General features: G+C 67.8%; 9 protein-coding genes and 1 pseudogene. 4 read left to right on the top strand and 6 right to left on the bottom strand.

What is annotated here, in order from left to right; all coding sequences use genetic code 11:
- From Y704_RS21205 to tkt, 3 genes and pseudogenes are all read right to left on the bottom strand, one after another.
- Nucleotides 1–556 (bottom strand): annotated as a pseudogene (locus Y704_RS21205) (glucose-6-phosphate isomerase); the annotation flags it as partial.
- 5 nt (nucleotides 557–561) lie between these two features.
- Nucleotides 562–1,674, bottom strand: coding sequence for a transaldolase (tal, locus tag Y704_RS0113090; protein WP_026550452.1), 1,113 nt, complete (start codon nucleotides 1,672–1,674; stop codon nucleotides 562–564).
- Nucleotides 1,675–1,729: 55 nt separating this feature from the next.
- Complete coding sequence (gene tkt, locus Y704_RS21200; protein ID WP_035772756.1) at nucleotides 1,730–3,916, bottom strand: transketolase; 2,187 nt, start codon at nucleotides 3,914–3,916, stop codon at nucleotides 1,730–1,732.
- Nucleotides 3,917–4,271: 355 nt separating this feature from the next.
- Here tkt and Y704_RS0113080 point away from each other — a divergent pair, with 355 nt between their 5' ends.
- Together Y704_RS0113080 and Y704_RS21195 are read left to right on the top strand one after the other, a co-directional pair.
- Nucleotides 4,272–5,213, top strand: a complete 942-nt coding sequence (locus Y704_RS0113080) for a heme o synthase (RefSeq protein WP_026550451.1) — start codon at nucleotides 4,272–4,274, stop codon at nucleotides 5,211–5,213.
- Nucleotides 5,214–5,279: 66 nt separating this feature from the next.
- Nucleotides 5,280–6,194, top strand: a complete 915-nt coding sequence (locus Y704_RS21195) for a dihydrodipicolinate synthase family protein (RefSeq protein WP_051477029.1) — start codon at nucleotides 5,280–5,282, stop codon at nucleotides 6,192–6,194.
- Between the two features lie 18 nt (nucleotides 6,195–6,212).
- Here the strand turns inward: Y704_RS21195 and Y704_RS21190 are convergent, their stop codons facing one another.
- The 3 genes from Y704_RS21190 to Y704_RS0113060 are packed head-to-tail and all read right to left on the bottom strand — an operon-like array spanning nucleotide 6,213 to nucleotide 8,801.
- The gene (locus tag Y704_RS21190) at nucleotides 6,213–7,187 is read right to left on the bottom strand and encodes a COX15/CtaA family protein (protein WP_035772713.1); all 975 of its coding nucleotides are present in this window, start codon (nucleotides 7,185–7,187) and stop codon (nucleotides 6,213–6,215) included.
- A gap of 4 nt (nucleotides 7,188–7,191) precedes the next feature.
- Nucleotides 7,192–7,932, bottom strand: a complete 741-nt coding sequence (locus Y704_RS0113065; protein ID WP_026550450.1) for an ABC transporter permease — start codon at nucleotides 7,930–7,932, stop codon at nucleotides 7,192–7,194.
- Nucleotides 7,929–8,801 carry an ABC transporter ATP-binding protein gene (locus Y704_RS0113060; protein ID WP_081747646.1) on the bottom strand — a complete coding sequence of 291 codons (873 nt, stop codon included), beginning with the start codon at nucleotides 8,799–8,801 and terminating at the stop codon, nucleotides 7,929–7,931. Before Y704_RS0113060 ends, Y704_RS0113065 begins: the two co-directional genes overlap by 4 nt.
- Nucleotides 8,802–9,030: 229 nt before the next feature.
- On the opposite strand from Y704_RS0113060, the gene Y704_RS21185 reads away from it, so the two are divergent.
- Both Y704_RS21185 and sufB read left to right on the top strand, forming a co-directional pair.
- Entirely contained in the window at nucleotides 9,031–9,912 is an 882-nt protein-coding gene (locus tag Y704_RS21185) for a helix-turn-helix transcriptional regulator (protein ID WP_253904330.1), read from the top strand.
- The gene (gene sufB, locus Y704_RS0113050) at nucleotides 9,912–11,387 is read left to right on the top strand and encodes a Fe-S cluster assembly protein SufB (RefSeq protein WP_026550448.1); all 1,476 of its coding nucleotides are present in this window, start codon (nucleotides 9,912–9,914) and stop codon (nucleotides 11,385–11,387) included. The genes Y704_RS21185 and sufB overlap by 1 nt, the downstream gene beginning before the upstream one ends.
- Nucleotides 11,388–11,389: the final 2 nt, after the last annotated feature.

Here is an 11,389-nt window from a genome sequence, read left to right as displayed (position 1 = left end):
CCTGCCGGTAGCCGGCGGCTCGCGCCGAACCGTCGAGGGGCGAGCCCGGGTCTGTCACGATGATGATGCGGGACGCCGCGTCGATCCCGGCGTCGGTGAAGGCCTTCTCGAACGCACGGCGCTGGGAGTCCGTCTCCACGGTCGAGCCCGACTTCGACGACACGACGATGGCCGTCCGGTCGAGGCCCGCCTCGACAGCGGCGCGAACCTGGTCCGGGTCCGTGGAGTCCAGAACCACGAGGTCGACCCCGGCGGCCCGGGTGATGACCTCCGGGGCGAGCGATGACCCTCCCATGCCGCAGAGCACGATGCGGTCAACCCCTTCGGCCGCCAGCTCGTCGCGCAGCTGGAGGATGACGGGAATCAGTGACCTCGACTCATCGAACAGGTCGATCCAGCCGAGGCGGACCGAAGCCTCGGCCTCGGCGTCAGTACCCCACAGGGTGGGGTCCTTGGCCATAAGCCGTGACGCCACCTGCTCCTTGATCAGCGTGGGGAGGGCGGAATCGATGGCCTGCCGGGCTGCGCCGGAGGCGACGAGGGCGAACGAACCCATGCCGCTCAGCCCTTCGCGGAGTCGAGGGCGGCGGACACGGTGTCGAGAAGCTCCGACCAGCTGGCCACGAACTTGTCGAGGCCTTCGACCTCGAGCTGCTCGACCACGTCCGTGTAGGAGATACCGAGGCCATCGAGCTGGTTCAGGACATCGTTGGATTCCTCGTAGGTGCCGGTAACGGTGTTCCCCTCGATGACTCCGTGGTCGGCCGTGGCCTCGAGCGTCTTCTCCGGCATGGTGTTCACGACGTTGCGGGCAACGAGGCCCGTGACGTAGAGGGTGTCGGGGAGGGCGGGATCCTTCACGCCGGTCGACGCCCACAGCGGACGCTGCGGCTGCCCGCCGGAGGCCGCCAGCGCCTGCCAGCGCTCGGTCGCGAACTGCTCCTCGTAGACCTGGTAGGCAAGGCGCGCATTCGCCAGACCGGCCCTGCCCTTGAGCGCCGTTGCTTCCGCGGTGCCCAGCGCGTCGAGCCGGGCATCGATCTCGGCGTCGACGCGGGAGACGAAGAAGGATGCCACGGACTGGATCTTCGAGAGGTCGTGGCCATTCTCCTTCGCCTGCTCGAGGCCGAGCAGGAAGGCGTTGATGACCGCACGGTACCGCTCGAGCGAGAAGATCAGGGTCACGTTGACGCTGATGCCCGCCGCGAGGGTGGCGGCGATGGCTTCGAGGCCCTCGACGGTGGCCGGGATCTTGATGAGCACGTTGGTGCGCTGGACCTTCGCGTGCAGCCGCTTCGCCTCGGCGATGGTGCCCTCGGTGTCGCGGGACAGCCGCGGGTCCACCTCGATGGACACCCGACCGTCAGCTCCGCCGCTCTTCTTCGCCTGCTCGGCGAAAATATCGCAGGCCTGGGCGACGTCGTGGGTGGTGATATCGAAGACCGCCTGGTCAACTGACGCGCCGGCTTCGGCGAGCGCGCCGACCTGCGTGGCGTAGGACTCGCCCTGCTTCAGTGCGGCGGCGAAGATGCTGGGGTTGGTGGTCACGCCCACCACGTCGAGTTCCTCGATGAGCCGCTTGAACGCGCCGGAGTTGATGCGCTCGCGCGACAGGTCGTCGAGCCAGATGGAAACGCCGGCAGCCGAGAGATCGGCTGTGGGGGTCGAAGTCATGATGTTCTCCTTGGTTCGCTGCTGCGGAAAAGACTGTGCCAAAAGGGTGGGGAAGTTACTGTTGGTCGCCGGTCTCGGTCGACTGGGCGCCCGAACCCATCGCCGGCGTGCCGTTCGGGGCGAGCGGTGCGGCGGCGGCGGCGCTGAGGGAATCCCTGGCGGCCGCGACGACTGCCTCCGCAGTGATCCCGAACTCCCGGAACAGCGTCTTGTAGTCGGCGGAGGCCCCGAAGTGCTCGAGCGAGACGGTCCGTCCGGCGTCGCCGACCAGTCCGTGCCAGCTCTGCGCCACTCCTGCCTCCACCGATACGCGGGCGCGCACCGAGCGGGGGAGGACACTCTCGCGGTACGCCTGGTCCTGGGCATTGAACCATTCGAGGCAGGGCACCGACACCACGCGGGCGGCGATTCCCTCGGCCTCGAGAATTCCCCGTGCCTTTACGGCAAGCTGGACCTCGGAGCCGGTGCCCAGCAGGATGACGTCGGGCGTTCCGCCCTTCGCTTCGGCCAGGACGTAGGCGCCGCGCGCCACGCCGTCGGCGGACCCGAAGGTGTTCCCTGACGCCGCACCCGTTCCCCGCTCGTAGGTGGGGATGTTCTGCCGGGTCAGCACCATGCCGGCGGGGTTGTTGGTGTTCTCGAGGATGGTGCGCCAGGCGACGGCGACCTCGTTCGCGTCCCCGGGGCGGACGACGTCGAGCCCCGGAAGGGTGCGCAGCGAGGACAGCTGCTCCACCGGCTGGTGGGTCGGCCCGTCCTCGCCGAGGCCGATCGAATCGTGGGTCCAGACGTAGATGGCCGGCACGCCCATGAGCGCACCGAGGCGCACCGCCGGCCGCTGGTAGTCGCTGAAGATCAGGAAGGTGCCGGAGAAGGCGCGGGTGCTGCTGTGCATCACGATGCCGTTGGCGATCGCCGCGGCCGCGTGCTCGCGGATACCGAAGTGCAGCACCCTGCCGTAGGGGTTGCCTGACCATGCATCGGTCTGGCGGCTTTCCGGGATAAACGACGGCGATCCCTCGATCGTGGTGTTGTTCGACTCCGCGAGGTCGGCGGATCCTCCCCACAGCTCCGGGAGCACCGGGCCGATGGCGGTCAGCACCTTGCCGGAGGCCGCGCGCGTGGAAAGATCCTTGCCCGCTTCGAACACCGGAAGGCTCGCCTCCCAGCCGTCCGGCAGGGTGCGCGCCTGGATCCGCTCCAGCAGCGCCGTCTCCTCGGGGTGCGTCTCGCTCCAGGCGTCGAAGGACGCATTCCACTCGACGTGTGCTGCCGACCCGCGGTCGACGACTCCGCGTGCGTGGGCGAGCACCTCGGGGTCGACGTCGAAGTGCTTCGCCGGGTCGACGCCGAGCCGTTCCTTGAGCGCGGCGACCTCATCCTTGCCGAGCGCGGACCCGTGGATCTTGCCGGTGTTCTGCTTGGTGGGCGACGGCCAGCCGATGATGGTGCGGAGGGAGACGAGGGAGGGCTTCGACGTTTCGTTCCTCGCGGCGACCAGCGCGCCGTAGAGCTCCGCCACATCCTCGACGTATTCGCCGGTCTTCGTCCAGTCCACGCGCTGGACGTGCCAGCCGTAGGCTTCGTACCGCTTGAGGACGTCCTCGCTGAAGGACACGTCGGTGTCGTCCTCGATGGAGATGTGGTTCTCGTCGTACAGGACCACGAGGTTGCCGAGTTCCTGGTGACCGGCGAGGGAGGACGCCTCGGCCGTGACACCTTCCTGGAGGTCGCCGTCGGAGGCGATGACCCAGATGGTGTGGTCGAAGGGACTTGCGCCCTGCGCCGCATCGGGATCGAACATTCCGCGCTGGCGGCGCTGTCCGTAGGCGAACCCGACCGACGTCGCCAGTCCCTGGCCCAGGGGGCCGGTGGTGATTTCCACGCCCTTCGTGTGGCGGTATTCGGGGTGGCCCGGCGTCCGGGAGCCCCAGGTGCGCAGCGCCTGCAGATCGGGGAGTTCGAGGCCGTAACCGGAGAGGTACAGCTGGATGTACAGCGTGAGCGAGGTGTGGCCGGGGGAGAGCACGAAGCGGTCACGGCCCGTCCACTCGGGATCCGCTGGATCATGACGCATCAGCTTCTGGAACAGGAGGTACGCAGCGGGCGCCAGGCTCATTGCCGTCCCGGGGTGGCCGTTGCCCACCTTCTCTACTGCATCGGCGGCCAGGACCCGAACGGTGTCCACCGCGCGGTCGTCCAATTTCGTCCAGTTCAGTTCCTGCTCTTGCGTCTGTGGCACGTTTCCGGGCCCCTCTCTGTCCGGAACGGCCAGCGCCTCGGGCGCCGAGAGCTTCGGGCCCGGGGTGCCGAAGAGCACCCTGGCCTGCCGGCCGTTCGCCGTCGAATCCTGCATGTTAGGAGCACGCGCCAGCAGCCTGTGGGGCAACGCCAAGCGGGCTTCGGAATCCACCCTATCCTTTTCGGAATCCGATGGACCGCTCCTCCCGTAATATGTTGTTCATCACAGGCGGCACCCCCTCGACCGTTTGGGACGGAGCACTGACGCCGCCGGCCGTGTTCCCCCGATTTCTACAGGCCGTAAAAGGGTATGATGGGCAAGTCTTTTACTCCGGAAGAAACGAAAGTGTTGCCTCGTGAAGACCCAGCAGGTTCCTGCAACGGCACGTCCTCCGCAGGCCCGCCAAGGCTTCGGGCGCAAAGCCCGGGCCTACCTGGCGCTGACGAAGCCCCGCGTGATCGAGCTCCTGCTGGTGACCACGCTCCCCACCATGATCTTCGCCGAGGGCGGCTTCCCGCCGCTCGGGCTGATCGTCGCCACCCTCGTGGGCGGTGCTTTCGCCGCCGGTAGCGCCGGCGCCTTCAACTGCTACATCGACCGCGACATCGACAAGGTCATGCACCGCACGGAGAACCGCCCGCTGGTCACCGGCGAGGTGTCGCCGCGGGAGGCGCTGGTCTTTTCCTGGGCGCTGGGCGTCCTGGCGATCGCCATCCTCTCGTTCGGCGCCAACCTGCTCGCCGGCGCCCTCGGGATCGGCGCCATCTTCCTTTACGTGGTCGTCTACACGCTGGTGCTCAAGCGGCGCACCGCTCAGAACATCGTCTGGGGAGGTGCCGCCGGCTGCATGCCGGTCCTGATCGCGTGGGCCGCCGTCACCAATTCCATCGAGTGGCCCGCCGTGGTGCTGTTCCTCATCATCTTCCTGTGGACGCCTCCGCACTACTGGCCGCTGTCCATGAAGTACAGCGACGACTACAACGCCGCGAAGGTCCCCATGCTCGGGGCCATCGCGGGAGCGCGCACGGTGTCGGTCCAGGTGGTCCTGTACGCATGGGCCATGGTGGCCTGCTCCCTCCTCCTGCTTCCGGCGGGTGCCGGCTGGGTCTACGCCTCCGCCGCCGTCCTCGCCGGCGCGTGGTTCCTCCGTGAATCCCACCGCCTGTACTCGCAGGCGCAGCGCGGTCAGCTGGACAACAGGGCTGCCATGAAGGTCTTCCACGGGTCGATCAGCTATCTGAGTGTCCTGTTCCTCGCGCTCGCCCTCGACCCGTTCGTTGGAGGACCGGTCCTCTAGCCCGGGCGCTGCAGTGGATCGCTGGGAGGCCCGGTCCGCCACCACCGAAGGGCCTAGCATGGGCCTATGGACTTCACCGGCCTCATCGCCTACCCGATCACTCCCTTCACGTCCGACGGCGAGGTCAACTACCCGGAACTCGAGGGGCTGGTCGCGGTGCTGGGCCGCGCACGCGTCGACACCGTCGCCGTCCTCGGCTCATCGGGAAGTTTCGCCTACCTGACCGCCGCCGAACGCACCCGTGTTGCACGAACGGCCATCGACGCGGCTGCCGGGGAAGTTCCGGTGGTCGTCGGCGTCAGCGCCGTGGGAACGAGGGAGGTGCTCAATGCCGCCGTCGACGCCGCCCGGGCCGGAGCTGCGGGGCTGGTGCTCTCGCCGGTGTCCTACGTGCCCCTCACCAACGAGGAGGTCCTGGCGCAGACCCGGGACGTCAGCGCCGAGACCGGCCTGCCGATCTGCCTGTACAACAACCCGAGCACCACGCAGTTCGACTACGGGCTCGACCTCGTGGCCGAGCTCCTCGAACTGGACAACGTGGTGGCGTTCAAGGACACCGCCCCCGACGCGCAGACCTTCGAGGCGCGCTACGCCAGGCTTCGCTCCCTGACCTCCCGGCCGGTGAGTCACGGGGTGAGCGGGGACCTTCTGATGGTCTCGGGCTCCATTGCCGCCGACGCCTGGCACACCGGCCCCGGCGCAATCCTGCCGATGTACTACGCGATGCTGCGCAGCGCCGTCGTAGCCGGCGACGCGGACCAGGCCGAAAGCTGCCGCAGGGTGCTGCTGCCGCTCATCCAGCACGTGGTCAACCTGCGCAAGATCAGCGGACTCCACCTGCTGGCCAAGGTGTGCGGCATCAACGCCGGCGATCCGAGGCTGCCCCTGCTTCCCGCGCCAGGGAGTGAGCAGCGCGAGCTCGGCAGGCTGCTCGACGTCGTCGAGGCGACACTGGGAACAGAGCTGACACTGGGAACGTAGCTGGAGGGATCCGTGGCCTCAGCGGTGCTGCTGCACCGATTCCTGCGTTCGCCGCACTGTCCCCGGCTCTGGCTGGTGCGTGACCCCCGTGTACACGGCGTGGGCGGCGGCGGCCGTCAGCACGGAGGCGCCGAGCATGTGCAGCGCGACGAGGGCGACCGGCAGGTCGAGGAAGTGCTGGGCATAGCCGATCGCTCCCTGAGCGAGCACGATGGCGGCGAGCAGCAGGAGCGCCCTGCGCAGTTTCGGCGCCACGGCCCATCGCAGGGCGAGGGTGACGGCGACCGCCACGGCTAGGACCAGCAGGTAGACGGGCGCGGCGTGCAGCTTCGTCAGCAGCTCCGGGTCGAGGTTGTTGCGTGCCGCACCGTGGTCGCCCGCGTGGGGACCCGAGCCCGTGACGATCACGCCCAGTACCACAGTGATGCCGGTGAGTGCGGCAATGGCCCGGAGCAGACGCCGCAGCACCGGCGGTGCCGCCTGCGGCAGTTTCGCCGCGCTGTGCGCCGTAGTGAGGCGCGAGCGGTTGACCAGCACCGTGGCCAGGACCACGAGCGCCATCGACACGAGGAAGTGCCAGCCCACGATCCATGGGTTCAGGCCGGTCCAGACGGTGATCCCGCCGATGACGGCCTGCACCGGAATGCCGGCGAACAGCGCGAGCGCCAGGCGGAAGAGGTCCCGGCGTTCCTTCCGCAGGTTCAAGAGCGCACCGATCATGGCGACGGCGATCAGCACGAGGACGAAGGTGAGCAGCCGGTTGCCGAATTCGATGAGCCCGTGGATGCCCATCTCGGGAGTGCTGACAATGGAATCGGGAGTGCACCGCGGCCACTCGGGGCAGCCGAGGCCCGACGCCGTCAGGCGTACCGCCCCGCCCGTGACGACAATGACGATCTGCGAGACGAGCGAGGCGATGGCAAGCCGGCGGACCAGCGGCGTCGTCGAGCGGGGGAGTCTCGACGCGAGTGCGGCAAAAGCGGGGGATGTCATGAAACTAACTCCATTTGAACCATCGGACAGCGGCAAGGCTCGCCGCGGCGGCCCAGATGAGGAGGAGCACGCAGGACAGCAGGTTGAACTGTCCCTCGATGAGGGCACTGCGCAGTCCGTCGCCGAGGGCGGCGGACGGCAGCAGCCCGACGATCGGCTCGGCGGCGGGAAGCTGGGTTGCCGGAAGGACGATCCCGCCGGCGGCGGCCAGCAGGATCCAGACCAGGTTGGTGACGGCGAGGGTCGCCTCGGGGCGGAGGGTGCCGGCCACCAGGAGCCCCAGTGCCGTGAACGCCGCTGATCCGAGAGCCAGGAGCAGGACGGCGGGAGCAAGCCCTCCGGCATCGGGCCGCCACCCCATCAGCAGCGCCGTCCCGCCGATGACCACCAGTTGGAGGGCAAGTACGACGGCCACGGCGCAGGCCTTCCCGAAGATCAGGCCCGACTTCCCGAGGGGAGTGGTCGAGAGGAACCGCAGCACTCCGTAACGGCGGTCGAAGCCCGTGGCGATCCCCTGTCCGGTGAAGGCCGTGGACATGGTGCACAGCGCCAGCACGCCCGGTGCGGCGATGTCGATGCGGGGAGCGGCGTACCCGTCGAGCAACGGGGTCAGGACCAGCCCTGCGAGGACGAGCAGGGGGAGCACGATGGCGAGCACGAGCTGCTCCCCGTTGCGCAGCATCGCGGCGGCTTCATAACCGCCGTGACGCAGGACCCGGGAGGCCAGTGGTGTGGCGGTGCTCATCGGATGCTCCTGCCCGATATGTCGAGGAAGACCTCTTCGAGCGATCGCGGCGCCATGGAGATCGCGGTGGGCATCACGCCGCTGGCCGACCACCACTGCGCCAGGCGCGAGATGTCCTCGGCAGCAATGTTTCCGCTGAGGACGTACCTCCCGGGCTCCGGCTCGGCGCAGTGCAGATGCGCCATCAGCTCCGGAGGCAGGGTGAGGCCCGGCACTGTCTCGAAACGGAGTTCCCTCAGCTCGTCGGTGCCCTCGACGGCCGTCAGCTCCGCGACGGTGCCCTCCGCCACGGTTTTCCCGGCCTCGATGATGTAGACGTAGTCGGCGAGTTTCTGGGCGTCGTCGAGCAGGTGGGTGGTGAGGATGATTGCCAGGCCGGCAGCGCGCAGCTCCCGGATGAGTTCGAACACGATGGTGCGGGACTGGGGATCGAGCCCGGCGCTCGGCTCGTCGAGGAAAAGGACCTCGGGCTGGCCCACGAGGGCACAGGCGAGAGCGAGACGCTGCTTCTGCCCGCCGGAAAGGCTGCGGATGCTGACGGCTCCGAAATCGGCGATGCCGAGTCTTTCGGCGAGCCCGGCAACGTCACGCGGCGCCGAGTACATGGCTGCCACATGCCTGAGCAGCGCCATCGGCCTGACGGACGGCGGCAGTCCGCCCTCCTGCAGCATGACCCCCACGCGTGCCCGGAGGTCGGGGCCGGCCCGGTACGGATTCTCGCCGAGGAGCAGAACCTTCCCGGCGTTCGGCCGCTGAAGGCCCTGGGCGCATTCGAGCGTCGTCGTTTTTCCGGCGCCGTTCGCGCCGAGCAGCGCGGTGACCTGACCTGGTCGAGCCGAGAGGCGGACGCCGTCCAGAACCCGAACCATCCGTCCGTCGAGGGAGGAAACCGGCCCGAAATCCTTGACGAGGCCTTCGATGGAGAGCGAGGCGGCGGAATGTGGCACCCCCTGATTCTACGTCAGGTAGTAGGGGGTGGCACGTTGCCGATGGGTAGCCTCCCCTTACTGGTGGCACCCGCGCTGACAGGAATACATTAAGTCATGCTCGTGTTATGTATTTAGACCGCTGTTCACTGCCCGGAGGAGGGATTGGCCCATGCCTGTGACGCCGCACATCGCCGGATCCGACACCGGCCGGGACAACCTCCCGAACCGGCCGCTCGATGCCGTTGGATCCGAACCCGACGAGCGCACCCGCGACCGCGTGCTCGCGGCCGTACTCGAGCATGGGCCGGTGTCCGCCGCCGAACTCGGCGAGACCCTCGGCTTCACGCCGGCTGCGATGCGCAGGCATCTCGATGCGCTCTTCCAGTACGACCTGATCGAGGTCAAGCGCGCGAAGTCCGCGGCCAGCGGGGCGGGACGCCCGGCGAGGCGCTACGTCCTCAGCCAGCGCGGCCAGAGCAAGCTCGGCAACGACTACCTGGACATCGCGAAGGCGGCACTGGGGCAACTCGGAACCCTCGCCGGTCCGGGTGCCGTTCACGAATTCGCCCGTAGCCGGTTCGCCGGGATGGAGGAGCGATACCGTCCATTGGTCGAAGCCGCGGGGCCGTCCCCCGAAGACCGTGCGCTCGCCCTGTCCGGCGCGCTCAGTGCCGACGGCTTCGCCAGTTCCACCAAGACGGTGGGCAGCAACGCAGGACGCACCTCGATGCTGAGTGTGCAGCTGTGCCAGGGGCACTGCCCCATCCAGGAGCTCGCCGCCGAGTTCCCGGCCTTCTGCGACGAGGAGACACAGGTATTTTCCCGTCTCCTCGGTGTGGACGTTCGCCGGCTGTCCACGCTCGCCCGCGGGGGGCATGTCTGCACCACCCATATCCCCGTCGGCCGGGTTCGCCCGACGGTGACCGCCGCCGAGCCGCACCCGGGCGCCGCGCCCGATCCGGGTACCGGACCCGACCAGGGGCCCGGTACCCCACCAGAGTTTCCGCAAGGACAAGCAGCGTTATCCATCCATCAGCAAGGAAGGCCGTGATGACGGATCAAGTAGACCAGAAGCTCACGACGCCGGCAGCAGTACCGGAGTCAGTGATCTCGGACATTCTCGAGAAGAACCCGGAGCTCGAAGGCATCGGGACCTACCAGTACGGCTGGGCGGACAAGAACGACGTCAGTGCCAATGCACGCCGTGGGCTCAGCGAAGAGGTTGTCCGGGACATCTCGGCGAAGAAGAACGAACCGCAGTGGATGCTCGATCTCCGCCTCAAGGGACTCAAGTACTTCGACCGTAAGCCCATGCCCGCCTGGGGTGCCGACCTGTCCGGTATCGACTTCGACAACATCAAGTACTTCGTGCGCTCCACCGAGAAGCAGGCCAATACGTGGGAGGACCTGCCCGAGGACATCCGCAACACGTACGAGAAGCTCGGCATCCCCGAGGCCGAGCGGGCACGCCTCGTTTCCGGCGTCGCAGCCCAGTACGAGTCCGAGGTGGTGTACCACCAGCTCCGCGAGGACCTCGAGCGCCAGGGTGTCCTGTTCCTCGACACCGATACGGCGCTCCGCGAGCACCCCGAGATCTTCAAGGAGTACTTCGGCAGTATCATCCCCGTCGGCGACAACAAGTTCGCGTCGCTAAATACGGCAGTGTGGTCCGGCGGTTCGTTCGTCTACGTGCCCAAGGGCGTCCACGTCGAGATCCCGCTGCAGGCGTACTTCCGCATCAACACGGAGAACATGGGCCAGTTCGAGCGCACGCTGATCATCGCCGACGAGGACTCCTACGTCCACTACATCGAGGGCTGCACCGCGCCGATCTACACCTCGGACTCGCTGCACTCGGCCGTCGTCGAGATCGTGGTGAAGAAGGGCGCCCGCGTCCGCTACACCACCATCCAGAACTGGTCGAACAACGTGTACAACCTGGTGACCAAGCGGGCGATCGCGCACGAGGGCGCCACCATGGAGTGGATCGACGGCAACATCGGTTCGAAGGTCACCATGAAGTACCCGGCCGTCTACCTGGTGGGTGAGCACGCCAAGGGCGAGACGCTGTCCATCGCGTTCGCCGGAGAGGGCCAGCACCAGGACACCGGCTCGAAGATGGTGCACATCGCACCCAACACGAAGTCCTCGATCATCTCGAAGTCCGTCGCTCGAGGCGGCGGACGGGCTGCGTACCGGGGGCTCGTCCAGGTCCGCGAGGGGGCAACGCACTCGGCCAACACGGTCCGATGCGACGCACTCCTCGTGGATACGATCTCCCGTTCGGACACCTACCCCTACGTCGATATCCGCGAGGATGACGTCACCATGGGGCACGAGGCCACGGTCTCCCGGGTGAGCGAGGAGCAGCTGTTCTACCTCATGTCCCGTGGAATGCCGGAGGACGAGGCCATGGCTATGATCGTGCGCGGGTTCATCGAGCCCATCGCCCGCGAACTGCCCATGGAATACGCGCTCGAGCTCAACCGGCTGATCGAACTCCAGATGGAAGGGGCCGTAGGCTAGCA

The sequence above is a fragment of the Arthrobacter sp. Br18 genome, from assembly GCF_000520555.1.
Lineage (GTDB): Bacteria > Actinomycetota > Actinomycetes > Actinomycetales > Micrococcaceae > Arthrobacter_D.
Note: the sequence above shows the minus strand (reverse complement) of the source record. Positions and strands in the feature narration are given on the sequence as shown.

Coding starts and splice junctions, on each gene's coding strand:
- tal (WP_026550452.1), bottom strand. CDS start 1,674: ATGACTTCGACCCCCACAGCCGATCTCTCGGCTGCCGGCGTTTCCATC.
- Y704_RS21195 (WP_051477029.1), top strand. CDS start 5,280: ATGGACTTCACCGGCCTCATCGCCTACCCGATCACTCCCTTCACGTCC.
- Y704_RS21190 (WP_035772713.1), bottom strand. CDS start 7,187: ATGACATCCCCCGCTTTTGCCGCACTCGCGTCGAGACTCCCCCGCTCG.
- Y704_RS0113065 (WP_026550450.1), bottom strand. CDS start 7,932: ATGAGCACCGCCACACCACTGGCCTCCCGGGTCCTGCGTCACGGCGGT.
- Y704_RS0113060 (WP_081747646.1), bottom strand. CDS start 8,801: ATGGTTCGGGTTCTGGACGGCGTCCGCCTCTCGGCTCGACCAGGTCAG.
- Y704_RS21185 (WP_253904330.1), top strand. CDS start 9,031: ATGCCTGTGACGCCGCACATCGCCGGATCCGACACCGGCCGGGACAAC.
- sufB (WP_026550448.1), top strand. CDS start 9,912: ATGACGGATCAAGTAGACCAGAAGCTCACGACGCCGGCAGCAGTACCG.